Here is a 24,541-nt window from a genome sequence, read left to right on the forward strand (position 1 = left end):
TGCCGCGTTGGCCGCGCGGCGAGAAGTCGACCCTCCCCGCACTGTGAACCAAGATTCGAGGCGCTGTGAGCGAGAGTAACCGTCCTGTCCCCTCCGTCGGAATGGTCGGGGGTGGTCAGCTCGCCCGGATGACCCACCAGGCGGGGATCGGGCTGGGGGTGAACTTCGGAGTGCTGGCCAACACGGCCACCGACAGCGCCGCCCTCGTTGTGGCGGCCACCCAGCTCGGCGACGACCGGGCCCTGCCCGACCTGTTGGCCTTCGCCAAGTCCTGCGACGTGGTGACCTTCGACCACGAGCACGTCCCCGAGCCGGTGCTGCGCGCGCTGGAGGAGGACGGCGTCGTCCTGCGTCCCTCACGCTCGGCGCTGCGCTACGCCCAGGACAAACTGCTGATGAGGGCCAGGCTCACCGAGCTCGGCGCGCCCTGCCCGCGCTGGCGCGCCGTCGCCACGATCGAGGACGTGACCGAGTTCGCCGGAGGCGCCGGGTGGCCGGTCGTGCTCAAGGCCGCCAGCGGCGGCTACGACGGCAAGGGCGTGTGGGTGGTCGACGACGCTGACGACGCGAGCGTCGTGCTGCGCCGCGCGGCCGACTCCGGTGTCGCGCTCCTGGCGGAGGAGCGGGTCGCCTTCACCCGAGAACTCGCCGTCCAGGTCGCCCGCTCCCCCTACGGCCAGGTCGCGGTCTACCCGGTCGTCGAGACGGTGCAGCGCGACGGCATCTGCCATGAGGTCATCGCGCCCGCGCCCGGTCTGGACGAGGAGCGGGCCGGCCGCGCCCAGGAGCTCGCCATCGAGTTGGCGCACGCCCTGGAGGTCGTGGGCATGCTCGCCGTCGAGCTCTTCGAGACCACCGACGGCGTCGTCGTCAACGAGTTGGCGATGCGGCCGCACAACTCCGGGCACTGGACCATCGACGGCGCGTGCACCTCCCAGTTCGAGCAGCACCTGCGGGCCGTCCTGGACCTTCCGTTGGGGTCGCCGCGGGCCGTCGGTCGTTACACGGTGATGGCGAACCTGCTCGGCGGCACCGATCCCGACGTCCACGGCCGCTACATTCATGTGATGGCGAAGGACCCCGAGCTGAAGGTGCACTTCTACGGCAAGGAGGTCCGCCCCGGTCGAAAGATCGGCCATGTCACGGTCGTGGGGGACGACCACGCCGACCTGTTGGCGCGGGCCCGCGACGCAGCCGAATACCTCAAGGGAGACCAGCAGTGACGCAGACCGGACCCGCCGTCGGGATCGTGATGGGCAGCGACTCCGACTGGCCGTTCATGCAGGACGCGGCAACGGCGCTGGACGAGTTCGGTGTCTCGTTCGAGGCCGATGTCGTCTCCGCGCACCGGATGCCGCACGAGATGATCGCCTACGGTGCCGAGGCCGCCGACCGTGGCCTCAAGGCGATCATCGCCGGTGCCGGCGGTGCCGCACACCTGCCCGGCATGTTGGCGTCGGTCACCACCCTCCCGGTCATCGGGGTGCCGGTTCCGCTGAAGTACCTGGACGGCATGGACTCCCTGCTGTCCATCGTGCAGATGCCCGCCGGGGTCCCGGTCGCCACCGTCGCAGTGGGTGCGGCGCGCAACGCCGGGCTGCTCGCGGTGCGCATGCTGGCCGCCCACGACGAGGCGTTGCGCGAGCGGATGGCGCGCTTCCAGGTCGAACTCAAGGAGCAGGCGCACGCCAAGGGTGAGCGTCTGCGCCGTCAGGTTGCCGAGGGGCCGTCCTCGTTCGGGTTCGGAGCGCGGTAGCCCAGGAGGTCGCCGGGCTGGCAGCCCAGGACCTCGCACAGCCGGGCCAGGGTGGAGAACCGTATGGCCTTGGCCCGGCCGTTCTTGAGGATCGAGAGGTTGACCACTGTCACTCCCACGCGATGGGAGAGTTCGACCAGTGTCATTCCCCGCTGGGCCAGCAGCGTGTCCAGGTGGACCGAGATGAAATGCCCGGGACCCTCGGCCTCGGGCGCCATCAGACGGTGCCTTCGAGGTCCTCGCGCATGGACAGGCCGTGTCGCACGATCTCGGCGACGGCCAGAACCCCGAGGCCGCACGTCAGTGGAAGCAGGGGCACCGACCAGGACGCGGACAGCCCGGAAGCCAGTGCCTGGGCGCTCAGCGCCAGCGTAGTGACCAGCTCCAGCACGGAGTGCGCTAGCGCCCCGAGCACGGTGAAGACTCCCAGCGTGCGCAGCCCTCGGGACACCTGCTCGGTGAAAGCCCCCTCGCGAAGGGCTGCACCGGCCACCCGGTTCAGTATGATCAGCCCGACCGTGAGCAGCAGCAGTGAAACCACCGGTCCGGTCGCGCCCAGCAGTCGCTGTGTCCAGGTGGGGTCGGTGAACACCAGGTCCACGTCACCGCCCGGCGCCACACCGGTGGCGAGCGCGCCGGGTGCCGTGGCCAGCCCGTCCACCAGCGACGAGGAGACGCGCACGGCGACAGGGGAGTCGAGAAGCCCGAAGCCACCGCATAGGGCGACCACTACTGTCGCCACGGCGAAGATTCCGGTGATCAGAGCGAGGGCCTGGACAAGGCCGCGCAAGGGGCGCAGCCGCGAATTGATGGGTGTCTCCGGAAACATGAGCCTTACCTATCGTTTTTCGATAACAACGAAAAACGATAGGCATCGATATTCGATATGTCAATCGGTGTGTCGGGTCTCCGTCCGGCCCCGGGGCGAAACGCCGCCTGCCCACCGGCGACGCCGCTCGGCCGGCGCGCGCCACGAACCGGCCGTTCTTCGAGGGAGCGACGACGCTCAGCCCACCAGGCGCGGCCACTCGATCGCCGGGCAGCGGTCCATGGCCATGGCGCGACCCGCGGCCAGGACCCGCCCGGCTGCCGCGTCGTCGGTCACCCCGAGCTGGAACCACACGCCGCCCACCTCGGGACGGGCCAGCGCCTCGTCGGCCACGGCACCGGCGTCCGCCGAGCGGCGGAAGACGTCCACCACGTCCACGTCGAAGGGAATGTCGGCGAGGCGCGCATAGCCGGGCTCCCCGTGCACGGCAGCAGCCAACGGGTGGACCGGGACGATCCGCTTGCCCTTGGACGTGAGGAAGCGGGCGACTCCGTACGCCGGGCGGGCCGGGTTGTCACTCAGGCCGACCACGGCCCAGACCTCGCTCTCGGTCAACATGCGGCGCAGTGCGGCTTCGTCGTTGATCAGTTCCATGCGTCCATTGTCGTCCCGCGTCGCCGGGGTCGGCTCAGGGGCGTCCCAGCGCCCGGTAGATCCAACCGTGCCCGCGCCAGTGCTCGGGGTCCAGGGCATTGCGCCCGTCCACGATCTTGGTCTGGGAGACCACCTTGGCCAGTTCGTCGGGGTCGGCGTCGCGGAACTCGGCCCACTCGGTCAGCAGCAGCACCACATCGGCGTCGCGGACCGCCTCCAGCATCGAGTGCGCGAAGGTGAGGTCGGGGTGTGCGGCCCGTGCGTTCTCCAACGCCTCGGGGTCATAGACCATGACCTTCGCGCCCAGCGAACTGATGGTCGCGGCGACGTCCAGGGCGGGGGAGTCCCGGATGTCGTCGGAGTTGGGTTTGAACGCCGCACCGAGCACGCCCACGGTGCGTCCGGCGAAGTTGCCGCCGATGAGTCCCCGCGCGATGTCGATGGTGCGTGCGCGGCGGCGCTGGTTGATGGCGTCCACCTCGCGCAGGAAGGACAGCGCGGGCTCCACCCCCAGTTCGTCGGCGCGCGCCATGAACGCCCGGATGTCCTTGGGCAGGCAACCCCCGCCGAAGCCGAGCCCCGGGCCGAGGAACTTGCCGCCGATGCGGTCGTCGTGCGACAGCGCCGCGGCCAGCTGGATCACGTCGGCGCCCGCCGCCTCGCACACCTCGGCCATGGCGTTGATGAACGAGATCTTGGTCGCAAGGAAGGCATTGGCCGACACCTTGACCAGTTCGGCGGTTTGCAGGTCGGTCACCAGGAAGGGGATGCCCGCCGCGATCTGCCTGGCCGACACCTCGCGCATCACGGCCTCCGCCCGCTCCGAGGACGTGCCGAGCACGATCCGATTGGGGTTGAGGGTGTCCTCCACCCCGAACCCCTCGCGCAGGAACTCCGGGCTCCATCCGACGGAGACCTCCTGGCCGGCAGGCGCGGTGCCGTGCAGGCGGGCCATGACCCGGGAGGCGGTGCCCACCGGCACGGTGGACTTGCCGATGACCACGGTGGGCCTGGTCAGGTACGGCGCCAGCGTCTCCACGACCGCGTCGACATAGGTGAGGTCCGCGGCGTTGGAGGTGGCCTGCTGGGGCGTGCCGACACAGATGAAGTGCACGTCGGCGAACGCGCTGACCTCGGCATAGTCGGTGGTGAACCGCAGTCGGCCGGAGGCGAGATTGCGTTTGAGCACCTCTTCCAGCCCGGGCTCGTAGAACGGCACTCGACCGGCCGACAGGCTGTCGACCTTGGCCTGGTCGACGTCCAGGCCGATCACGTCAAATCCCAGCTCGGCCATGCAGGCGGCGTGCGTGGCACCAAGGTATCCGGTACCCAGCACCGAGATCTTCAGGCGCTGCTTCTCGACCAATGGATTTGTCCTTCCTCGCTACGGGCTTTGGCATGGTACCGGCGTGCTCGGGTTGCGGCGCGGGGGGAGGGCCCGGCGCGCATAGGGACACCGCGGATGCGGTGTGGTACCCGGAGTCCGTGCCGGAGACATTGCCAGTCGCGAGCCCGCCAATCCCGAGACGAACCCGAAGAGAAAGATTTCATGATTCGTTCGGAAAGCAGTCGTCCTGTCGCGTTGTGCGGGCGGGCCGTTCAGCGCGGCGGCTCCGGCTCGTCGGTGATCCGCGGGATGGGGCCGGTGCCGTACAAGTGCATCGGCTCGGCCGGAATCTGCGGGATGGGACCGGTGCCGTACAGGTGGGGGACCGGTGCGTCCTGCGGCTGCGCGGCTTCGACGACCTGCTTTTGCTGCCACGGCGGGGTGGGGCTCTGCCACGGCTGCGCGTCGAGGGGGCGGGGTGCCGGTGCGGCAGGTGCCGGCGCAGAGGAGACCGCACGCCAGCGCGAAGGCGTCAGGGAAGCCCCCACCAGCAGCACGCCCAGCACCGGATAGAAGATCACCGCGTACGAGTACTCCAGCGGCAACAGGCGCAGGAACAGCATCGAGGTCATGGGCAAAAAGGCGCACACCCCCCATACCGTCAGTACGACCCCCGGAACCAGTGACCCCAGAGGGGAGAGCCGCGACCCCGCGAGCAACCCGATGAGCAGGCCGGTGGTCGCCAAGGCCAGCAGTCCGGGCAGCGTCACCGCCAGGTCCAGGCTGAACCGCGTCAGGACCTGGGCCAGCTGCATGCTGCCCCATCCCGTTCCGGCGACGATGAGGGGGGTCGCGACAAGGCCAGCGACACCGCCGATCGCATGCCGCAGTGCGTTGGACATGGGTGACCTCCTCGATGATCTGGTGAACCGCGCCCCTGATACGGGGGTGGGCCGAGGGCACCATGATCCCGCGCGGCCGTCACCCGTGCCACACCGATGCGGTACTGGCCCACTGACGCTCGGCGGGCTCAGCCGTCGCGGAAGGTCCGGGTGTGTTCCTCGCCCTTGGGCTCCACCGCCTCGAACCCGTCCTCGCTCCGCCGGAACGGCGTGGTGGTCCGGGTCGGATCGTCGGAGCCGGCCGTGTAGCGGTCGTCGGCATAGCGCGGCCGCGCGGGCTTGGGCGTCCACCTGCGCCGCGGAAGCGGCTGGGGCTCTTCTCGTTCGGGCGGCGCGGAGTAGTCGTAGTCGGGGGTTGCCTCTACGACGGGCGGTGCAGCGGGTTCGGGCGCCGGTGCGTAAGGCATCGGTGCCTCCTCGGTCCTGCGTGCGGAGCGCCACCGTGACGGGATCAGGGCAGAGATGAACAGCAGCGTCCCCACCCCCAGGAAGACCGGTAGGCCGGGGCCCAAGGGGTGGAACAGCGAACCCGGCTCGAACCAGGACGGCAGTACCGCGGCCATCGACGGGTAGTTGAGCAGTGCCCAGAGGCTGCCGCCCAGCATGGACACCCCGGGGAGGAAGGCGGCCAGGGGAGAGATTCGTGAGCCGGCGAGCAGGCCGGCGGCCAGACCGACCCCCATCATCGTGGCGCAAGCGGTCAACAGCAGCGGATCACTGAACTGCTGGTTCTGTAGATGCGAGCCGATCTCGGCCGTCGACCACGCGGCGCCGGACCAGAGGAGAGGTGTGATGAACAGCCCGACGAGCAGGCCGAGCGGGTGGCGCAGCAAGGGATCCTCCCGAGGGCAGGTTTGCCCTTCCTCCTACCACTTTGCCGGCTGAACTAACGTCGGCCGGTCGGGGAGCTCCCCGACCGGCCGACGTGCTGCCCGGGCTAGCCGCAGATGTTTTCCGCCGCCGTAGTGGTGTTCACGGAGTCCCGTCCGCCCGATCCCGTTCCGTCCGGCGCGGACGCCTCGGCGCTCGGCTCGGGAACCGAGCCGGCCGCCGGCGCGGCCACCCGCGTGTAGTTGAACCCCACGACCAGCTGTACCCGTGCGGCCAGGGTCGCGTCCTCCTCGAGGCGCGCTCCGGGAACGGCCTCCAGCACGGCCCGTGCCGCGGCCTCCTGCCCCGGCGCGTAGCGCACCAGGGACTCGGCCACGTCCCGGGTCGGCCAGTTCTGTGCCTCCCCGGCGACCGCGAATCCCGCCGTGGTGAGCTCGGTGCGCACGGTGGAGCCCAACCCCGGCGTGCCCACCCCGTTGAAGACCTCCAGAGCGATCTCGCCGGGAGCGATCGCCTCGTCGGCGGTCGGCGCACCGGCCTCCTGTTCCGGGGGCGCGGCCAACGGCTCGTCGCGGCTGATCTTGGTGAACATCTCCCGGGCCCGCTCCTCGTGCCACTTGATGGCGAGGTCGCCGTTGGGCGTCCAGTAGTCCAACTGCCCGATCGGAACCTGGGTGAAGGACACGTCGTCCAGGGTGATGGAACTCAGCTGATTGCCCAGCTGGTTGATGGTGGTGGTGTCCAGACCCTCGTCCACGGTCACCGAGCTCAGTGAACTGTCGAGAAACCGGGTGAACTTGGCGGGGTCGGTGAGGGTCTCGGTGCTCAGCGCCTTGTTCAACAGTGCGGCCAGCACCTGCTGCTGGCGGTCGATGCGGTCCAGGTCGCCGTCGGAGGTCTTGCGGGTCCGCGCGAAGGCCAGCGCCTGGGCGCCGTCCACCTCGTGCGTCCCCGCCGCCATGTCCAGGTGCGCCTTCTCGTCCTGGATCGCCTCGGGCAGGCACACCGTGATCGTGCCGAGGGCGTCCACGACATCGACGAACCCGCTGAAGTTGACCTCGACGTAGTGGTCGATTCGCACCCGGGAGGCCAGCTCCACCGTCTGGATCGCCAATTGCGGGCCGCCGTAGGCGTAAGCGGCGTTGATCTTGTCCCCGCCGTGCCCCGGAATCTGCACCCAGGAGTCGCGCGGGATGCCCACGACCGTGATCTGGTCACGGTCGTTGTTGACGTGCACCAGCATCATCGTGTCCGAGCGCTGTCCGTCGGTGTGGCCGACCCCCAGTTCGTCCTGGCGCTCGCGCTGCATATCGCCGCGACCGTCCGAACCGATCACCAGGATGTTCAGTGCGCCTCGGGGGCCTGCTTCCGGGCGGTCGGCGTCCAGCAGCCCGGCGAACACGTCGTCGCGGTTGAGCCGTCCTGAGACCCAGCCGGTGATCGCCCATGCCGTCCCCGACGCCAGCAGCACCACCATCGACATGACCCCGGCCAACAACAGCGTCAACCGGCGCCGCCTCGCCGCAGCACTGGGCAGCCACGCGGGACTGCCCACGGCTGCTGCTCCCCGACGCGGACCGGAGCCGCTGCCGTCCACAGGAGGGACCGGCCCCGAACGCACCCGGCGAAACTCCGGGGCGCCCCCCGTCGTTGGGTCACCGTCACCGTTCACCAGTTGGCCTCCGCCCCATCGACCATTCCCCCAAGGCCCAATGTGTGCAACCCCTACAGGTTGTCAGGAATCCGGCCAGTGGATCGAAGAAGACACCCGCGGCGTGTTGCCTGCCAATTCGCCACGATGCCGGATGCACAAGACGTTCCCAGCCGCCGCTTACCGGAATCTTTCACCCCCCGCGCTCGGGGGTGTCGAAACCCGCGGGAGCGCGTGCGCGGCCGCGGTCGGCCCGTTCGACGCGCACTGCCTGCGAGCAGGGTGCAGTACCGTTGCGACTGCGCATCCCCCCGTCTCTTTTCTCCCCTGCCGCCCGAACTCTTTGGACATGCCCGTGACCTGGCCGGCCGTCTCGGTAGTAACCCCCATCCTCAACGAGGAACGCCACCTCCAAGCCGCTGTTCGCCACGTGCTCAGCCAGGACTATCCCGGTGAGCTGGAGGTCGTCCTCGCGGTCGGTCCCTCCACGGACCGGACTCAGGAGGTCGCCGACGCCCTGGCCGCGGACGATCCGAGGGTCAAAGTCGTTCCCAACCCCACCGGGCGGACCCCAGCGGGACTCAACGCGGCCATCGCGGCCTCCTCCCATGACATCGTCGCGCGTATCGACGGGCACGCCATGATGCCCGCCGACTACCTCCGCGTGGCCGTGGAAACGCTTGAGGAGACCGGTGCCGACAACGTCGGCGGAATCATGGCCGCCGAGGGCGAGACCGACTGGGAACGGGCCGTCGCCGCCGCCATGACGTCCAAAATCGGAGTGGGCAACGCCCGTTTTCACACCGGTGGCCAGGGCGGCCCCGCCGACACCGTCTACCTGGGGGTCTTCCGTCGTTCCGCGCTCGACCGCGTACAGGGCTACGACGAGGCGTTCCTGCGGGCCCAGGACTGGGAGATGAACCACCGCATCCGCGCCACCGGCGGCACGGTGTGGTTCCAGCCCCGTATGCGGGTCTCCTACCGGCCGCGCCCCAGCGTGAAGGCGCTCGCCAAGCAGTACTTCCACTACGGCCGTTGGCGCCGGGTCGTGGCCCGCCAGCACAAGGGCACCATCAACCTGCGCTACCTCGCCCCACCGATCGCCCTCACCGGGGTCGTCGCCGGTCTCGTCGGGGGTTTCCTCTTCTGGCCGGCCTGGCTGGTCCCGGCCGGTTACGCCGTTGCGATCACCGGCGCATCGGTCCTGCTGGGCGCAGGCCTCCCGGTCAAGGCCCGAATGGCCATCCCGGTCGCCCTGGGCACCATGCACATGGCGTGGGGAGCGGGTTTCATCACCAGTCCGCCCGGTTTGGGCAAGGACTCCCGCACGGCGCGCACCCGTACCCAGAACGCCTGACCGGTGACGGCGGCCGGGCCCCGGCGCAGGCCGTCGTCCCGCTTCCCCCGTGCCTTCGAGGCGAGGCCCCGTCCTAGCGGGTGCCGGACGCGACCCCGGTCCTGCCAAGGGCCTCGATGACACCTGGGACGTCGTCCACGACGACGGCGTCCATCCCCGCCGCGGCGAAACGCGCCGCGTCCGCCGGGCCGGGGCACCACGAAAGAACCTGCAATCCGGCACGGTGCGCGAGTTCCACGGTGTACCCGACCGGGCGCGCACCCGGGCGCGGTGCCTCGCCGAGCAGCCCGAAGGACCGGGCGTCGATCGCCACCAGCCGACATCCCAGGCCCGCCGCTCCGGCGACCGCCTGGTCCAGGGGGCCGCGCACGAAGGGCATCCATGCCGTCGCCACTTCCGGGGCGCCCTCATGGACCGCGGTCAGCACTCCCGGGTCGAACGAGCACACCATCACCCTGCGCCGCGCCGCCTCACGGCGCAGGTGGGGCAGGACCAGGGAGGTCGTGCGACGCGCGGGGGCGTCCACCGCGTCCTCCATGACCGTCTTGACGTCCACGTCCAGCCCGATATCGGTGGGGAGCACCTCCAGGATCTCCTCGAAGGTGGCGAGTCCGGCGGCGCGCGCCTCCCGTGCGGGAAGGTCGACGACGGCCCGCCCGTCGTCGAGGGCCGCGTTGTGGTGGACCAGCAGCACGTCGTCGGCGCTGCGCCGTACGTCCACCTCCACCCAGTCGACTCCCGCGGCCACGGCCGCGGTGAAGGATTCCCGGGTGTTCTCCACCGCGCCGGCGACGATTCCGCGGCCGGCACCGCGATGCCCGATGACCTCGGTCGGAGTGAAGATCACGATGCCCCCTCACGCTCGCGCAGCAGCGACTCCGCCACGGCGACGTCACCCGGATGGGTGACCTTGATATTGGACTCCTCGCCGGCGATCAGCCGCACCGGTTCCCGGGGAAGGTAGCGAAGGACCACCCCGCAGTCGTCGGTGGCCACCAGAGCGGGGTCGGCCAGTGCAAGCGCGTAGGCGCTGCGAATGACGTCCAGCCGGAACCCTTGCGGCGTCTGCATGCGGCGCAAGGACGCGCGCGGCGGGACGTGCCGAATGACCTCCGCACCGTCCGGGCCGAACTCCGCCTCCACCACCGTGTCGCTCGACGGCACCGCGACCCCGACCGCGCCGAACCGTCCCAGTGCCTTCACGCACGCTGCGATGGTGGCGGGGGCGACGAGCGGGCGCACGGCGTCGTGCAGGAGCACCAGGTCGGTGCCGGGACGGTCCTGGAGCAACCGCAGAGCCGCCGCAGAGGTGCCGGTGCGGTCGGTCCCGCCCGCAGCGATCCGGGCGACCTTGGTGTAACCGCCGGAGGCCACGATCTGCTCCACCTCGGTGATCCTGTCGGCGACCATCAGCACGACCACCTCGTCGACCTCGGGGGCCGCGCAGAACGCGGCGATGGAGTGCTCGATGATGGTCCGTCCGGCCAGCCGCATCAACTGCTTGGGGCCGGGGGCGCCCATCCGGACGCCCACCCCGCCCGCGAGCACCGCCGCTGTCACCCGCGGTCGCCCGGCCGGCTGCGGACCGGTCGGTCCCACGTGCCCCTCCATGTGCGGGACTCCCTTCTCAGCTGAGAACAACTGTCGACATTAGCGGACCTCGTCCTCGGTCCCACGTGCCCAAAAGCCAACAATTCCCGAACAACCGCCATGCAATGGGCCGGTCGGTCCGCCGTCCCGGTACCCTGATAGGCGCCCGGCGCGGTGACCGGTCGACGAATTGTGAAAAGATCGGTCGCCGAGACCCGCACCCCCAGCGCGCGACGCCGGCTCAAGGCTCGGCTGGTCAACCGGCGACACAGCCGGGTTTCCGAAAAGTCAGCCGTCATGGCGACGCCCTGTTGCGGCGCACGGCCGCTCGTGCTCGATAGCGCGTCGTGGTCGCCCCCAGACGCACCCGACATGGTCAGGGCACGCGAGAAGAACGCGACCTCGCCGTGGCATGCACGCGGTGCGATCGACTCAATACGACTGCACACCCCGAGGAGGTGGCGGTGGCGTCTAGGGCGCTGGCCGTCTGGCAGAACCGGAAAGTTGTAGGACTCCTGGTTCGCCGTGACCTGAAGGTCAAATACCAGCAATCGATCCTGGGCTACGCCTGGTCGCTTCTGGAACCGCTGGCCATGGCCAGCATCTACTTCTTCGTCTTTGGTGTCCTCTTCGTGCCAGGGGAGGGCAGTGCCCGCTCGGCACCCGGAGGCCCCGACGCACCAGGCGGTTACGCACTCTTCCTGCTGTCGGGGCTGCTTCCCTGGCTCTGGATGAGCGGCGCCCTCACCGATGCGTGCAAGGCGCTCATCACGCACGCCAAACTCATCACGACCATGAAGGTCCCCCGCGAGATCTTCCCGCTCGCCATCGTGCAGACCAAGTTCGTCGAGTACCTGCTCACCTGGCCGATCCTGCTGGTGTTCGTGTTCGTCCTCGGCGGCCAGACCGGCTGGAGCCTGCTGTGGCTTCCGCTGGCCATCGTCCTGCAGTTCGCCATCACCCTCGGTTTCACGCTGCTGCTGTCCTGCATCAACGTGCTGATGCGCGATGTCGAACGGGTCATCCGCATCCTCACCCGGGTGCTGATGTACAGCTCGCCGATCCTCTATCCGCTCTCCATGGTGCTCAACTCGGGACTGCCCGACTGGTTCAAGCTCGTCTACGAGTTGAACCCGCTGGTCGGTATCTTCCAGTTGCATCACGCCGTGTGGTATCCCAGCGAGGCCCCAGGCACACTGTCCCTGTGCACCACCATCGGTGGGGCCTTCCTTATGCTGTTGATCGGGTACCTCACGTTCCGGCGGCTCGAGAGCGCCGTCCTGAAGGAGTTGTAATGGCCCAGCCGGTCATCGAGGCCAAGGGGCTTGGCGTCAAGTTCGCGATGAACCGCCGACGCAAGCGCAGCATCCGCGAGATGTTCATCCACGGCACCAAGCGCGACCCCAACAAGGCCGCCAGCGACTTCTGGGCGCTGCGCAACGTGTCCTTCGAGGTCGCCAAGGGCGACTGCGTGGGCATCGTCGGCAAGAACGGAACCGGTAAGTCCACGCTTCTCAAAATGATCGCGGGCGTGCTGTTGCCGGACGAGGGCACCGTGACCGTGCGCGGCAAGGTCGCCCCGCTCCTGGAACTGCGTGCCGGCTTCAACGACCAGCTCACCGGCCGGGAGAACGTGCACCTGGTGGGGTCGCTGCACGGGATGACCCCCAAGATGTTGGAGGACCGCTTCGAGGAGATCGTCGACTTCGCCGAGATCAAGCCTGGCTTCATCGACACTCCAGTGCGCCACTACTCCAGCGGCATGAAGGTCCGGCTGGGGTTCGCGCTGATCTCCCAGCTCGAACACCCCATCATGCTTGTCGACGAGGTCCTTGCGGTCGGGGACAAATCCTTCCGCGAGAAGTGCTACAAGGCCATCGAGAAGATGCTCGAGAACGAGCGCACCATGGTCCTGGTCTCGCACAACGAGGGCGACCTCAAGCGGTTCTGCAACCGCGGCCTCTACGTCAAGCAGGGCGACCTCGTGCTGGACAGCGACATCACCGAGGCGTTGAACGCCTACAACGTCGACACCAAGGCCGAGATCGCGGCCCGCAAGAAGAAGGACGGCGGCAAGGCCGCCTGAGTCCGCAGCCCACCCCTCTCCTCCGCGCGTCGATACTTGCCAACCGTCCCCCACTGGGAGACGGTTGCGCAGTGGCGCGCGGAGGGGGACACGGTTGGTGACGGAGACCGGTGTACTCACCCTCCGCGGTTTCGCGCCGCTCGCGGGTCCCGTCGCGCGCTGGTCCCGCCGTAGGGGCGTCACACCTGCGGGCGCGGCGCGAATCGGCCTCTTCATCACCGTTGCGGCCGCCGTCTGGTTCACCGCGCCGGGAGTGCGGAGCAGCCTGGTGGGATCCGTCCTGCTCGCTGCTGTGCTGTTCACCGACGCGGTGGGGTTGCGCCTGGCCCGGAGCCGCCCGTGGGATCCACTGACCGCCTGGGCGGTTCCCCTGCTCGCCCAGCTGCGCGAGTGCGTGCTCTGCGTCGGACTGGCCATCGGCGGCGTCGTGGCCGGAATCGCCGACGCCTGGGCCTGGGCCGCGGGAGCTCTCATCGCCCTGGCGCTGCGCGAGGCGGTCCGTACGGCCCGTGCAGCCGCTCTGGCCTCTGGTCCCTCGCGCGAGGTCCGGCAGGCGCCCGGCCGGGTACCGGGGCAGCGTCGGCCCTCGCCCATCGACGCCGTGGATCCGAGCCGGCACGGACGCGTTCCCGCGGACGCCTCGTTCACCGACGAACTCCTGGGCAAACGGGTATCGAACGACGACCGTCCCGGTGCCGAGGGCAATCCGGTGATCCCCATCCGGACCACGCCGCCCACCCGCGGCGAAGGGCTGCGGCCGTTGGCCGCCGGTCCTGACCGTCCCGCCCCGCCGCGGGCACGGGCGGGGATCGCGCCCCCGACCCCACTGGGTCCTCTGCGTGCCCTGGGGCGCTTCGCGCAGTCCGAGCGCTTCTTCCTCATCGCCGTTACGGTAACGATTTGGGACGTTCGCGTGACCTTTATCGCATTGATCGTAGGGTCCGTCCTGGCTGTCGCCGGTGAGCTCGCGGATCCGGTTCGTCCTACCTCTTGAGGCGGATATGACCTCGAAGCCTTTGGTTGCGCCACGGAATTGTGCAGACCTGCGTTTTCTTCGCGACGACGGCCACCTGAGCAGTGGAATCGGTACCCTCGTCCAGGGGGCGCTTCCTCCGCTGCTTCCCGTTTTGGCGGGTTCCCTCGTGCTGGCGGCACTCCTCGTCGCCGGGTTGGGCGACCTCGCCGGGGCCACCCTGTTCGCACCTGCCGCAGCACTCCTGCTGTCCGGAGTTGCCTCCGGGCACCCCCATGACGGACGATTTGATTGGCTGGTGCCCCCCCTCCTGCGCGCAGCGGAGTACCTATATCTCTTCGCGCTGGGCTACGGTGCAGGCGTACCCGGGCCGCTGGTGTTCGCACTCATGACCGTGGTCGTCGTGCATCACGGTTCGGCCGTGCGCAGAGCGACCTGTGGTGTGCGGCCTTCCCGGCGGACCATGCGCGCCATGCTCGGTTGGGACGGGCGGATGCTGCTCATCGCCATGGGCGGGGTCCTGGGCTGGCTCCCCTTCACCTACGGGCTGCTGGCCGGATACCTGGTGGTCCTGCTCGTGTGGGAGTCCGCTACCAGTTGGCTCGACGCCCCCGTTCCCACGGAGGCCGGCGAGCCGCGCAACGAAGCAGGAGGCATTGACGCCTCCGCGATCTGAAAAACGAAGGAAGGCGTCTCCATGCTCGGTATGGTCCTCGCTGCGGGAGCGGGCCGACGGCTCCGCCCCTACACCGACACCCTGCCCAAGGCCCTCGTCCCTGTCGATGGTGAGACCACCATCATGGACATCTCGCTGCACAACCTCGCGGCCTCGGGTCTCACCGACGTCGTCGTCGTGGTCGGCTACCGCTCCGAAGCGGTGGAGCAGCGCAAGGAGGCGCTGGAGCAGCGCCACGGCGTCAGCATCACCCTCGTCCACAACGACAAGGCAGAGGAGTGGAACAACGCCTACTCCCTGTGGACGGCCCGCGACCACTTCGCCGAGGGCGTCCTCCTCGTCAACGGCGACACCGTGCACCCGGTGAGCGTCGAAGAGACGTTGTTCGCCGCACGCGGACCGGAACTGCTCCTCGCGGTGGACAACGTGAAGACGTTGGCCGAAGAGGAGATGAAGGTGACCCTGGACGAGGCCGGCCACGTCGCGCGGATCACCAAACTCATGGACCCGGCCACCGCCGCCGGCGAGTACATCGGGGCCACCCTCATCGAGGGCTCGCTGGCGGGTCGCCTCGCCGACGCTCTGAAGGCCACCTGGGAGCGCGACCCCGACCTGTACTACGAGGACGGCTACCAGGAGCTCGTCAACCGTGGCGGCAAGGTCGCCGTCGCCCCCATCGGCAAGGTGGACTGGGTCGAGGTCGACAACCACGACGACCTCGCCCGCGCGCGGGAGATCGCATGCCGCTACTAGCCCGGATGGTTTCCTCCCCCCTGGCAATCGACGTGCGCCGCGGCGCGATCGCCGACCTCGGGGTGCTGCTGGCGGACCGCCGCATCGCCAACGAGGGCCGCATCGCCGTGGCGGTCGGTCCGGGCCAGGGGGCCCAGATCGCCGCCGACCTCGATCTCCCGCACTGCGAGATCTTCCAGGTCGAGGGCGGCAGCGTCGACGTCGCCAACGAACTGGGCAAGAAACTGCGCGCCGGCGCGTTCGAGGCGGTGGCGGGGATCGGCGGCGGCAAGACCATCGACGTCGCCAAGTTCGCCGCCTCCATGGCCGGGATCCCCATGGTGGCCGTGGCCACCAACCTCTCCCACGACGGCATCGCCTCACCGGTCAGTTCGCTGGAGCACGAGAGCGGAAAGGGCTCCTACGGCGTCGTCATGCCCATCGCGGTCATCGTCGACGTCGACTACGTGCGTGCGGCGCCCCCGCGCCTGGTCCGCTCCGGTATCGGTGACGTGGTCAGCAACCTCTCGGCCATCGCCGACTGGGAACTGGCCGGACGCGAGCAGGGCGAGCCGGTGGACGGCATGGCCGTCACCTTCGCCCGGGTCGCGGCCGAGGCCATCCTGCACCGCCCCGACTCCATCGAGTCCCAGGAGTTCCTCACCGTCCTGGCGGAGGCACTGGTGCTCTCGGGTATGGCGATGTCGGTCGCCGGGTCGAGCCGGCCCGCCAGTGGCGCCTGCCATGAGATCCTGCACGCCATCGACCAGCTCTACCCCGGCACCAGCAACCACGGCGAGCTCGCCGGTCTGGGCGCGCTGTTCGCCACCTTCCTGTGCACCACCCGCCTGGACGAAGGCCACCAGCGTTTCGCCGACGTGCGCGCCTGCCTGCTGCGCCACGACCTCCCCACCACCCCCGCTGACGTCGGTCTGGGAGAGGAGGACTTCGCGCGCGCGATCGCCTTGGCACCCGCCACCCGCCCGGGACGCTTCACGGTCCTGGAGCACCTCAACCTGACCGAAGACGAGATCGCCCGGAGCGTCCGTGACTATGTCCAAGCCCTCAGTCGCTGAGGTCCGCTCCGGCGGCCAGCCGGAAGGGATCAAGGAGCGCGTCAACGAGGAGCACTGGGCCGGTCGGCTCTACATGCGCGACCTCTCGCCCTACCTGAGCACCGTCTTCGTGCGCATGGGTGTTCCGCCGAACCCCATCACCTACCTGATGATGGCGTTCGGCGTCCTGGCCGGGGTCGCCCTGGCCTTCGGCGGCCTGTGGTCGGCGATCCTCGCCGCCGTGCTGATCCAGATCTACCTGCTGCTCGACTGCTCTGACGGCGAGGTGGCCCGTTACACCGGGCGCACCAGCGTCGCGGGCATCTACCTGGACCGTATCGGTCACTACCTGTCCGAGATCGCGCTGCTCATCGGGCTTGGCATCCGTGCCCAGGGCGGGTTCGAGGCGGGGATCTGGGTCATCGCCGGCATGGCTGCCGCCATTGGTGCCGCGCTGATCAAGGTCGAGACCGACAACGTGGTGGTGGCCCGCGCCAAGGCCGGACTTCCGGAGAAGATCGCCGACTCCGCGATGCAACCGCGTTCGGCCGGACTGGGCCTGGCCCGCAAGATCGCCTCCGCGCTGCTCTTCCACCGCGTGATCCAGGCCGTCGAACTGTCGCTGCTGGTGGTGGTCGTGGCCGTCGTGGACCAGTTCCGCGGCGACCTGCTCGCCACCCAGGTGCTGGTCGTGGTGTGTGTCGCCGTGGCGGCCCTGCAGACGGTGCTGCACCTGGTCAGCGTGCTCGCTTCGCGCCGACTGCACTAGAACGCGCCGATGTGCCCGCAAAAGCCGAAAGTCAATCCTCGATTTATTCGATCGTTACCCGCTGTGTGCGAGCGTAGACTCCCTCTATCTCGCTACCCTTGGCCATCCAACTCGACGAACGGTTGCAGATGAGCAGTTCTGTCCCCTCGAGCGCCCCTCGGCAGACCGACGAGTCCGTCGTGGCGGGAGTGTCCATCCAGGACGCCGCAGAGGTTTCGCATCCGGTCGCAGGAGAACAGGCCGGTTCGGGGGATCGTGAAGGTGTGCAGCGGTTGAAGATCTCGGTGATCCTGCTGACCATGGGAAATCGCCCGGCGGAGTTGCGCCGGGCGATCCAGAGCGTCTTCGAGCAGGAGGACGTCGACACCGAGGTCATCGTCGTCGGCAACGGCTCGGACCTCCCCGAACTCGGAGAGGGCGTTGTCACGCTGCGCCTGCCCGAGAACATCGGAATCCCGGCGGGGCGCAACGAGGGCGTCAAGATCAGTACCGGCGACATCGTGGTCTTCCTCGACGACGACGGCTGGTACCGATCGCGTGATCTCGCCCGTCACGTGCACGACCGTTTCGCCGCCGACCCCGAGCTGGGGGCGCTGTCGTTCCGTATCGCCGACCCCGACGGCGGGCCCGACCAGCGCAGACACGTCCCCCGGCTGCGCGTGGGCGACCCCCGGCGTTCCAGCAGGGTCACCACCTTCCTGGGCGGCGCCTCAGCGGTTCGACGCACCGCCTTCGACATGGGCGGGGGGCTGCCCGGAGCGTTCTTCTACGCCCATGAGGAGACCGACCTCGCCTGGCGCATCCTCGATGCCGGTTTCCACATCGAGTACGACGCCGAAGCGGTTATGTACCACCCTGCGGTCGCCCCCACCCGGCACGCAGACTTCTACCGCCTCAACGCCCGCAACCGGGTATGGCTGGCACGGCGCAACCTCCCCTGGCCGCTGGCACTGGCCTACCTGGGCACGTGGGTGGGGATGACGGTGCTGCGCGAGCGTTCCCGCCCCGCGCTGCGCTCCTGGTTCTCAGGGTTCGGCGAGGGCTGGCGCAGCGATGCCGGACCCCGTACCCCCATTCGATGGTCGACCGCCTGGCGCATGACCAAGGACGGCCGGCCCCCCGTCATCTGATCCGGCCCGGCTCCTCGACGCCTCAAAGCTCGGCGACGATCTCGTCGTATTCCAAGCGGGGAGCCGTGCCTGCCAGGCGTTGGGGCCGGGGCGGCCGATGTTCACCACGACCAGGTTCCGCAGCCGTTTGTCGGGATGGAACTCCGCGTCCACGCCGGCAAAATCGGAGCCGGTCATCGGGCCTGCGGCCAGACCTGCGGCCAGACCTGCGGCCCGTACTTCACCAGCTCGTAGATCGCGCGCACCTGCCCGTCGGTGACCGGTTCACCGGTGAACGTCTTGGCGCTGCGGGCTTCACCGAACAGCGGGTTCTGGGCTTCTCCGGCCAGTTCCAGGGGGGCGGGGTGGAACATGACCACCTCATCGGACGGGAAAGCGAAATCTTCTGCTTCCCGATTCACAAATCGCTGTCCGAGGCGGTGATTCCGGCCCCGCGGCGTGGCCCCCGCCATTGTTGTGTCCCCGCCTGCTGTGGCAACCCGGGAACCTCCGGGCCTTCGGGCTCGCCCGCCGACTCGCCGCGTTCCCGGCGCACGAACACCTGGGGCTGCGTCGGACGTTCGCACCCCGCCCACTCCTCCAGCGTCCGCACGAACGCCTCGGCCTGCACCGGCCAGTGGAACCGGTCCCGCGCGATCGTGTGCCCGGTACGGGCGTAGTCGCCGCGCAGTCGGGCGTCCTTGCGAAGCCGCAACACCGCCTCGACCGCGGCATCCGCGTCGTTGAACGGAACCACGATCCCGCACTCGCCCTGCGGCTGGTCCGTCACCAGTGCCGCGGCCGCGGGATTGGGCGAGGTCACCACGGGCAGGCCGTGCGCCATGTACTCCACGACCTTCGTCGGCAGGGAGTGGCGGTAATTGGGGGTGTCGTGCAGCAGGGACAGTCCCGCCAACGCGCCCCCGACCAACCGCAGCGCCTGGTCGTTGGGGACGAACCCGTACCAGCGGATCGCATCCTCCAGCTGCGCCTGACGCAGCATCGGCCTGACCTCGGCGTCGGCCGCGCCGATCACCTCCACCGAAACCCCGTGCGGGCGCAGCCGCCGCCCCAGCTCGACCAGCTCGGCCGCGCCGCGCGCCATGGAAAGCTGCCCCAGGTAGACGACCCGATCGGCACCTGGCTCGCGTCCGGGCTGCCCCGGCACGTAGGTCGTGTTGGGTACCACCGGGTGCTCACCGCGGAACCGACCCCGGTAGCCCTCCTCGGCCAACAGCAGCCGCATCCTGCGCTCCGCCCGGCGTTCGAAACCGCGCACCACCGGCCCCAGTGGTCGACGCAGCCAGCGCGGTACCCATGGTTTCGTCAGCAGGGCAGCGGCCGGGTCCTCGTGCACGTCCCACACCGTCACCGGTCGGTTCGACGGCAGGGCGAGCAGGAGCTCCGGATCATGGAAGAGCAGGACGTCGGCCTCCGGGGTGTGTTCGGCCAGCACCCGCCGCGCCGCGCGCAGCGCGGCCAACCGCCGCCGCCCGGCCGCCCTGGGCACGTCCACCGCGACCAGCTCCGGCCAGGGCGTCACACCCCGAGCCCGAAACGGAGCGACGTAGGTGACCGTGTGTCCCGCGTCCAGCAGCGCCCTGATCTGGCGGTGCAGAATGCGGGCGTCCTCCGGGTGGTGCACCACCGTTGCCACGAGCACGTGCATATCCGTCGCCTGCCTCTCTGCCAGCCCGTCGTGCGGCCCCACGCTAAGGAATGGGGGAAACAGCCGGTGAAAAGCAGGGTTACGGGGGGGCGTTGGCTGAGTGAACCTCGGACCGGTCCACCGCGAGGGGCCCACCACGACCATCCGTTGTGGTGGGCCCCTCCCGGCAGGCACTGCTCAGGTCACAGGACCTGGATGCCCTCGCGCGCGATCGGCGTCGTGATCCGGTGGTCCAGCTGCGCGTCCGGTCCCAGCCGGCGCAGCACGCCCCGGGTGTCCAGGAGCAGCTTGGCGTTCCGGGTCAACAGCTCCGCCGAGTACTCGGAGTGGTCGGTGAGCAAAATGGTGAGATCGGCCTCGGCCAACGCCCGCTCCAGGTCCTCGGTGCGGGGCACCGCTGCGCCGTTCACCGTCCACTCCGCGACCCGGGGGTCGTGGTAGCTCACCGTGGCGCCCTTGCCGGCGAGCTTGGCCGCCACCGGGCGCGCCGGCGACTCGCGCTGGTCGGCGATATCGGCCTTGTAGGTCACGCCCAGGAGCAGCACCGTGGAGCGCGACAGCGCGAGACCGGCGTCGTTGAGCATCTCCTGGGCCCGCTGCAACACGTAGGAGGGCATCCGCGCGTTGATCTCCTGCGCGAGCTCGACGAACCGGAACGGGTACCCCAGCGTCTTGACCTTGTAGGACAGGTAGTTCGGGTCGATCGGGATGCAGTGCCCGCCCACCCCGGGGCCGGGATAGAACGCCTGGAAGCCGAACGGCTTGGTCCCCGCGCACGCGATCGCGTCCCACAGGTCGACCCCGAGCTCCTGGCAGAAGATCGCCATCTCGTTGACTAGCGCGATGTTGACGTGCCGGTAGGTGTTCTCCAGCAGCTTGGCCATCTCGGCCTCGCGCGTCCCGTGCGCCTGGACCACCGTCTGCACGAACTTGCCGTAGAAGGCGCCGGCGGCGGCGCCGCAGCTTTCGGTGTGCCCCCCGACGACCTTGGGGGTGTTGGCCACACCGTAGACCGGGTTGCCCGGGTCGATACGCTCCGGTGAGAACGCCAGGGAGAAGTCCTCACCGGCCACCAGGCCCGACTGCTCCAGGATCGGTCGCACGATCTCGTCGGTGGTGCCCGGGTAGGTGGTCGACTCCAGGACCACGAGCGTGCCGGGCTTCAGCTCCGCGCGGATCGCCTCGGCGGCGGCGGTGACCGCGCCAAGGTCCGGTCCGCCCTCCGCCGACAACGGCGTGGGAACGCAGATCACGATCGTCTGGGTCGATCCCAGAACGGTCGGGTCGGACGTGGCCTGGAAGCCCGCGGCGCGCATGACGGCGATGTCGGCCTCGGAGAGGTCGTCGACGTGCGACCGGCCGGCGTTCAACCCCTCGATCACCCGTGGGCTCACGTCGAGTCCGGTGACCTTCAAACCGACCTTGCTGGCCTCGTGCGCCAGAGGCAGCCCCACGTAACCGAGGCCGATGACGACCAGATCTGATGGTGCGGTCGAGACGCCCACAGTTCTCTCCCTTGTGGTGAATTCGCGATTGCCGGAGAGGTCGAAACGGCAATTCAGTGAACTAGACGTCTGAGGTTAGTTCTGCGTTGCCGGTGTCCAGGAGGTATGGCCTGGTTCGGACAATCCACGATTGACCGTGGTGTACACATCGATGTAGATGTATGCGGCCGCACGCCATGTGCGATGCGCGCCCACACTCTCACGTGCTGCTAAGCCGTACGCCTCTCGTACATCAGGACTGTAAAACAGTCTTTCCAGGCAATTCGACAGGGTTTCCGAGTCGCCTGCGGGAATTAACTCTCCCGTCACTCCGGGTTTCACAATTTCACTGAGCGCCAAAAGATCACTTGCGACGACAGGAAGCCCACTCGCCATCGCCTCCACCGGTTTCAACGGCGTCACCAAGCGGCACACCCGGTCGTCCCGGCGGGGGACGGCGAACACGTCCAACGCCGCGTGGTGGACCCGAACCTGCTCGGCCGGGACCCGGCCCGGGAAGTGCGCGTATCCGTTTAGCCCCGCTGCCGCGGCCCGCTCGCGCAGCGCACCCAACTCCGGGCCGTCCCCCACCACCAGGGCATGTGCGGGCACCCCGCGCTTGCGCAGCAGCGCGGTGGCGTCCACCAGCGACTCCAGTCCCTCGTAGCCGTAGCAACTGGTCGTCGTGCCCACCACGAAGTCGTCGGGCCCGATACCCAGCTCCCGTCGCAGGTCCGCCCCATCGGGGAGCGGGGCCAGGAACGCCTCGTCCACTGCGTTGGCCACGACGGCCACCTTGGCCGGATCGATCCCACGGGACACGATCTCGGCGCGCATGGCCTCGCCCAGCGTCACCACCGTGTCGGCTTCACGCATGCAGGCGGTCTCGCGTTCCCGCTCCGCCACGAAGAACGCGTCGTCGGGGCTGCGCGAGGGGTCCCGGGACAGCCACGACTCCTCCAGGAACCCCCGCACCTCGTAGACCACCGGCAGACCGAATCTGCGGCCCAACTCCAAGGCCAGCCGCGCGTTGCGGTAGTCGCTCGCCGCGTGCAGCACCCCCGGGCGCAACCGCCGCACCAAGGGCTCCGCCAGCCGCAGACCGGCGGCCAGCGCCTCGGCGTCGCCGGCCGGGGCCCGCCACGGCAACAGCCGATGGTAGGGGATCCCGTCCACCTCCACTGTGGTCCGCGCGTCCAGCACCCCCTTGGTGAGAGGAAAACCCACCCGCGTGACCACGTGCGGATCCAGCCCGGCCGCGCGCTGGCCCAGCACGATCCGGTGCGTGCGCTGGGTGTAACCCGCGTTCGTGTGCGGTAGGGCATTGCTGACGATATGCAGTACCCGAGCGTTCACCGGTTGGTAGCTCGGAGTTCTCCGCACCCGGTCTACGCTGGCGTCGACCCACCGGCTAGGTGTTTGGACAGGAATGGTCCGTCCTGTCCGGACGCTCAACCGGTGCGCCAGCGCGGCGCGGCGCGGCCCCTCCGGGAGCCGGGCCAACAGGAGGTCCGCCAGACCGGGGCGCTCCACCGCGATCGCGAAGGCGGTCAGGCGCGCCAGCCGGCGAGGCCCGGCCGACTCCGCGGCGTCGCGCACCACGGCCTCGGCATCGGTGCGGCGGCCCGCGTCCCACAGGGCGTAGGCCCTGGGCAGCGGTCCCAGCCCCGAACCGGTACGGCGCGCACCGCGCCGCATCGGCCCGGGGAGCAGCCGCAGGGCCAGGAGCGGCAGCCGGGCGGGTTCGTCCCGCAGGTGGCGCAGGGTCAGGGACGCGGTGAAGGTGGCCGCTTTCACGATGTCGTACACGGTCCGGAATGAAAGCACCCGATGATGACCACCCGGTGACGCACAAGCGTCGTGCACGGGACGGTCGGATTCACTTCCTGAGAGGCGAGATCCCGCATGTCCAACGAGGTCGTGCATATCGTCGGCGCCCGCCCGAACTTCGTCAAAGCCGCCCCCGTGGTGGCCGCACTGCGGGAGAGGGGTGTGCGCCAGGCAGTGGTGCACACCGGTCAGCACTACGACGACCGCATGTCGGCGGTGTTCTTCCGCGAACTGGGTCTGCCACGGCCCGACGTCGACCTCGGAGTGGGCTCGGGATCGCACGCCGAGCAGACGGCAGCACTGCTGGTAGGGCTGGAAGCGGAGTTCATCTCCCGTTCACCCGCCTTCGTCATCGTCTACGGCGACGTCAACTCCACGCTCGCCGCGGCCCTGGTCGCCGCCAAGCTGCACATCCCGGTCGCCCACGTGGAGGCGGGACTGCGCTCGTTCGACATGACCATGCCCGAGGAGGTCAACCGCCGGGTCACCGACCAGCTGAGCGACCTCGCCTTCGCAACCAGCCCCGAAGCGGTCGGCCACCTGGTCAACGAGGGCGTGGCGGTCGACCGGGTGCATCTCGTGGGCAACCCGATGATCGACACCCTGCTGGGCAACCTCGACCGCTTCGACACCGCGGCCCTGCGCGAGAGCCTGGGGCTGCCCGACGTCTACGCCGCGGCGACCCTGCACCGCCCCGCCAACGTCGACGACCCCGCGATCGTCGCGCGCCTGGTGGCGCGCCTGCACGAGGTCGCCGACGGGGTCGACGTGGTCATGCCGGTCCACCCGCGCGGCCAGGCGGCGTTCGAGGCGGCCGGCCTGGCCGACCACCCGCGCGTACGCCTGCTGCCCCCTCTGGGCTACCTGGACTTCGTCACCCTGGTCCGCGGTTCCACCGCCGTCATCACCGACTCCGGCGGCGTCCAGGAGGAGACCACCATCCTGGGGGTGCCCTGCCTCACGCTGCGCCCCAACACCGAGCGGCCCATCACCATCACCCACGGGACCAACCGGCTGGTGACCGACACCGAACTCCCCGGTCTCATGGCCAAGATCCTCGCCGGGGACCGCCCCAACGGGGCGGTCGACTCGATCCCGCCGCTGTGGGACGGCCGCGCCGGCGAGCGCATCGCCGCGGTCATGGTGGGCGAACTGGACCGCCGTGGCTGAGCCGGACGCGCGCCGAGGCGGCGCGGTTTTCGCGACACTCGCAGGAGAAGCACCCCCGGTTGTGGACACCACCCCCGTCCGGAGCACGAGGATGGACCGGCCAGGGCCGGACCGTATCTCTCAGTGGCACGTGAAAGGAGGTTCGGCGCCA

24 protein-coding genes and 1 pseudogene are annotated in these 24,541 nt (G+C 69.5%); 12 read left to right on the top strand and 13 right to left on the bottom strand.

Features of this window, described 5'->3' with window-relative positions; all coding sequences use genetic code 11:
- Positions 1-101: 101 nt before the first annotated feature.
- Both QSJ59_RS19445 and purE read left to right on the top strand, forming a co-directional pair.
- Positions 102-1,223, top strand: a complete 1,122-nt coding sequence (locus QSJ59_RS19445) for a 5-(carboxyamino)imidazole ribonucleotide synthase (RefSeq protein ID WP_432707512.1) — start codon at positions 102-104, stop codon at positions 1,221-1,223.
- On the top strand, positions 1,220-1,756 hold the full coding sequence (gene purE / locus QSJ59_RS19450; RefSeq protein ID WP_285761144.1) for a 5-(carboxyamino)imidazole ribonucleotide mutase: 537 nt from the start codon (positions 1,220-1,222) through the stop codon (positions 1,754-1,756). The genes QSJ59_RS19445 and purE overlap by 4 nt, the downstream gene beginning before the upstream one ends.
- Here purE and QSJ59_RS19455 read toward each other — a convergent pair.
- The 7 genes from QSJ59_RS19455 to QSJ59_RS19485 form a co-directional block, all read right to left on the bottom strand.
- Positions 1,711-1,974 carry a helix-turn-helix domain-containing protein gene (locus tag QSJ59_RS19455; protein WP_285761145.1) on the bottom strand — a complete coding sequence of 88 codons (264 nt, stop codon included), beginning with the start codon at positions 1,972-1,974 and terminating at the stop codon, positions 1,711-1,713. The two genes, purE and QSJ59_RS19455, sit on opposite strands and share 46 nt — an antisense overlap.
- Entirely contained in the window at positions 1,974-2,585 is a 612-nt protein-coding gene (locus QSJ59_RS19460) for a DUF2975 domain-containing protein (RefSeq protein WP_285761146.1), read from the bottom strand. Before QSJ59_RS19460 ends, QSJ59_RS19455 begins: the two co-directional genes overlap by 1 nt.
- 177 nt (positions 2,586-2,762) lie before the next feature.
- Positions 2,763-3,179, bottom strand: a complete 417-nt coding sequence (locus tag QSJ59_RS19465) for a CoA-binding protein (protein ID WP_285761147.1) — start codon at positions 3,177-3,179, stop codon at positions 2,763-2,765.
- Between the two features lie 34 nt (positions 3,180-3,213).
- Positions 3,214-4,545 carry a UDP-glucose dehydrogenase family protein gene (locus tag QSJ59_RS19470; RefSeq protein WP_285761148.1) on the bottom strand — a complete coding sequence of 444 codons (1,332 nt, stop codon included), beginning with the start codon at positions 4,543-4,545 and terminating at the stop codon, positions 3,214-3,216.
- Positions 4,546-4,778: 233 nt separating this feature from the next.
- Positions 4,779-5,408 (bottom strand): hypothetical protein, encoded by a 630-nt coding sequence (locus QSJ59_RS19475; RefSeq protein WP_285761149.1) that lies wholly within the window; start codon positions 5,406-5,408, stop codon positions 4,779-4,781.
- Positions 5,409-5,536: 128 nt separating this feature from the next.
- Positions 5,537-6,241, bottom strand: coding sequence for a hypothetical protein (locus QSJ59_RS19480; protein WP_285761150.1), 705 nt, complete (start codon positions 6,239-6,241; stop codon positions 5,537-5,539).
- A gap of 104 nt (positions 6,242-6,345) precedes the next feature.
- Positions 6,346-7,911, bottom strand: coding sequence for an LCP family protein (locus tag QSJ59_RS19485; protein ID WP_432707509.1), 1,566 nt, complete (start codon positions 7,909-7,911; stop codon positions 6,346-6,348).
- 334 nt (positions 7,912-8,245) lie between these two features.
- Between QSJ59_RS19485 and QSJ59_RS19490 the strand changes: the two genes are divergently transcribed.
- Positions 8,246-9,247, top strand: coding sequence for a glycosyltransferase family 2 protein (locus QSJ59_RS19490; protein ID WP_285761269.1), 1,002 nt, complete (start codon positions 8,246-8,248; stop codon positions 9,245-9,247).
- Positions 9,248-9,320: 73 nt separating this feature from the next.
- On the opposite strand, the gene QSJ59_RS19495 is transcribed toward QSJ59_RS19490, so the two are convergent.
- Together QSJ59_RS19495 and QSJ59_RS19500 are read right to left on the bottom strand one after the other, a co-directional pair.
- Positions 9,321-10,094 carry a glycerophosphodiester phosphodiesterase gene (locus tag QSJ59_RS19495; protein ID WP_285761151.1) on the bottom strand — a complete coding sequence of 258 codons (774 nt, stop codon included), beginning with the start codon at positions 10,092-10,094 and terminating at the stop codon, positions 9,321-9,323.
- The gene (locus QSJ59_RS19500; RefSeq protein WP_285761152.1) at positions 10,091-10,858 is read right to left on the bottom strand and encodes an IspD/TarI family cytidylyltransferase; all 768 of its coding nucleotides are present in this window, start codon (positions 10,856-10,858) and stop codon (positions 10,091-10,093) included. The genes QSJ59_RS19495 and QSJ59_RS19500 overlap by 4 nt, the downstream gene beginning before the upstream one ends.
- Positions 10,859-11,301: 443 nt before the next feature.
- Between QSJ59_RS19500 and QSJ59_RS19505 the strand changes: the two genes are divergently transcribed.
- From QSJ59_RS19505 to QSJ59_RS19540, 8 genes are all read left to right on the top strand, one after another.
- A complete protein-coding gene (locus tag QSJ59_RS19505) occupies positions 11,302-12,132 on the top strand; it encodes an ABC transporter permease (RefSeq protein ID WP_285761153.1) in 831 nt (276 codons plus the stop codon).
- Positions 12,132-12,923, top strand: a complete 792-nt coding sequence (locus tag QSJ59_RS19510) for an ABC transporter ATP-binding protein (RefSeq protein WP_285761154.1) — start codon at positions 12,132-12,134, stop codon at positions 12,921-12,923. Before QSJ59_RS19505 ends, QSJ59_RS19510 begins: the two co-directional genes overlap by 1 nt.
- Before the next feature lie 97 nt (positions 12,924-13,020).
- On the top strand, positions 13,021-13,917 hold the full coding sequence (locus QSJ59_RS19515; protein ID WP_285761155.1) for a hypothetical protein: 897 nt from the start codon (positions 13,021-13,023) through the stop codon (positions 13,915-13,917).
- A gap of 7 nt (positions 13,918-13,924) precedes the next feature.
- Complete coding sequence (locus tag QSJ59_RS19520; protein WP_285761156.1) at positions 13,925-14,572, top strand: DUF5941 domain-containing protein; 648 nt, start codon at positions 13,925-13,927, stop codon at positions 14,570-14,572.
- Between the two features lie 21 nt (positions 14,573-14,593).
- Complete coding sequence (locus QSJ59_RS19525) at positions 14,594-15,325, top strand: phosphocholine cytidylyltransferase family protein (protein WP_285761157.1); 732 nt, start codon at positions 14,594-14,596, stop codon at positions 15,323-15,325.
- A gap of 5 nt (positions 15,326-15,330) precedes the next feature.
- Entirely contained in the window at positions 15,331-16,380 is a 1,050-nt protein-coding gene (locus QSJ59_RS19530) for an iron-containing alcohol dehydrogenase family protein (RefSeq protein WP_285761158.1), read from the top strand.
- Positions 16,358-17,128, top strand: coding sequence for a CDP-alcohol phosphatidyltransferase family protein (locus QSJ59_RS19535; protein WP_285761159.1), 771 nt, complete (start codon positions 16,358-16,360; stop codon positions 17,126-17,128). Before QSJ59_RS19530 ends, QSJ59_RS19535 begins: the two co-directional genes overlap by 23 nt.
- Positions 17,129-17,427: 299 nt before the next feature.
- Positions 17,428-18,258: a glycosyltransferase family 2 protein gene (locus tag QSJ59_RS19540; protein WP_285761270.1), complete on the top strand. Its 831-nt coding sequence runs from the start codon at positions 17,428-17,430 to the stop codon at positions 18,256-18,258.
- Between the two features lie 22 nt (positions 18,259-18,280).
- Here the strand turns inward: QSJ59_RS19540 and QSJ59_RS19545 are convergent.
- The 4 genes and pseudogenes from QSJ59_RS19545 to QSJ59_RS19560 all read right to left on the bottom strand — a co-directional run bounded on the left by QSJ59_RS19545 (position 18,281) and on the right by QSJ59_RS19560 (position 23,199).
- Positions 18,281-18,611 (bottom strand): annotated as a pseudogene (locus tag QSJ59_RS19545) (nitroreductase family protein).
- 44 nt (positions 18,612-18,655) lie between these two features.
- A complete protein-coding gene (locus QSJ59_RS19550) occupies positions 18,656-19,906 on the bottom strand; it encodes a glycosyltransferase family 4 protein (protein WP_285761160.1) in 1,251 nt (416 codons plus the stop codon).
- A 182-nt stretch (positions 19,907-20,088) separates the two neighbouring features.
- Positions 20,089-21,411 carry a nucleotide sugar dehydrogenase gene (locus tag QSJ59_RS19555; protein WP_285761161.1) on the bottom strand — a complete coding sequence of 441 codons (1,323 nt, stop codon included), beginning with the start codon at positions 21,409-21,411 and terminating at the stop codon, positions 20,089-20,091.
- 75 nt (positions 21,412-21,486) lie between these two features.
- Positions 21,487-23,199, bottom strand: a complete 1,713-nt coding sequence (locus QSJ59_RS19560; protein ID WP_285761162.1) for a glycosyltransferase family 4 protein — start codon at positions 23,197-23,199, stop codon at positions 21,487-21,489.
- Between the two features lie 96 nt (positions 23,200-23,295).
- On the opposite strand from QSJ59_RS19560, the gene wecB reads away from it, so the two are divergent.
- Complete coding sequence (gene wecB, locus QSJ59_RS19565; RefSeq protein WP_285761163.1) at positions 23,296-24,390, top strand: non-hydrolyzing UDP-N-acetylglucosamine 2-epimerase; 1,095 nt, start codon at positions 23,296-23,298, stop codon at positions 24,388-24,390.
- Positions 24,391-24,541 lie beyond the last annotated feature (151 nt).

The organism is Nocardiopsis ansamitocini (assembly GCF_030268225.1).
In the GTDB taxonomy this organism is placed as follows: domain Bacteria; phylum Actinomycetota; class Actinomycetes; order Streptosporangiales; family Streptosporangiaceae; genus Nocardiopsis_D; species Nocardiopsis_D ansamitocini.

Excerpts from the sequence above, each read along its gene's own strand:
- QSJ59_RS19445 (WP_432707512.1), top strand. The coding sequence starts at position 102 with ATGGTCGGGGGTGGTCAGCTCGCCCGGATGACCCACCAGGCGGGGATC.
- QSJ59_RS19455 (WP_285761145.1), bottom strand. The coding sequence starts at position 1,974 with ATGGCGCCCGAGGCCGAGGGTCCCGGGCATTTCATCTCGGTCCACCTG.
- QSJ59_RS19460 (WP_285761146.1), bottom strand. The coding sequence starts at position 2,585 with ATGTTTCCGGAGACACCCATCAATTCGCGGCTGCGCCCCTTGCGCGGC.
- QSJ59_RS19465 (WP_285761147.1), bottom strand. The coding sequence starts at position 3,179 with ATGGAACTGATCAACGACGAAGCCGCACTGCGCCGCATGTTGACCGAG.
- QSJ59_RS19475 (WP_285761149.1), bottom strand. The coding sequence starts at position 5,408 with ATGTCCAACGCACTGCGGCATGCGATCGGCGGTGTCGCTGGCCTTGTC.
- QSJ59_RS19500 (WP_285761152.1), bottom strand. The coding sequence starts at position 10,858 with ATGGAGGGGCACGTGGGACCGACCGGTCCGCAGCCGGCCGGGCGACCG.
- QSJ59_RS19510 (WP_285761154.1), top strand. The coding sequence starts at position 12,132 with ATGGCCCAGCCGGTCATCGAGGCCAAGGGGCTTGGCGTCAAGTTCGCG.
- QSJ59_RS19520 (WP_285761156.1), top strand. The coding sequence starts at position 13,925 with ATGACCTCGAAGCCTTTGGTTGCGCCACGGAATTGTGCAGACCTGCGT.
- QSJ59_RS19525 (WP_285761157.1), top strand. The coding sequence starts at position 14,594 with ATGCTCGGTATGGTCCTCGCTGCGGGAGCGGGCCGACGGCTCCGCCCC.
- QSJ59_RS19530 (WP_285761158.1), top strand. The coding sequence starts at position 15,331 with ATGGTTTCCTCCCCCCTGGCAATCGACGTGCGCCGCGGCGCGATCGCC.
- QSJ59_RS19535 (WP_285761159.1), top strand. The coding sequence starts at position 16,358 with ATGTCCAAGCCCTCAGTCGCTGAGGTCCGCTCCGGCGGCCAGCCGGAA.
- QSJ59_RS19540 (WP_285761270.1), top strand. The coding sequence starts at position 17,428 with ATGGGAAATCGCCCGGCGGAGTTGCGCCGGGCGATCCAGAGCGTCTTC.
- QSJ59_RS19550 (WP_285761160.1), bottom strand. The coding sequence starts at position 19,906 with ATGCACGTGCTCGTGGCAACGGTGGTGCACCACCCGGAGGACGCCCGC.
- wecB (WP_285761163.1), top strand. The coding sequence starts at position 23,296 with ATGTCCAACGAGGTCGTGCATATCGTCGGCGCCCGCCCGAACTTCGTC.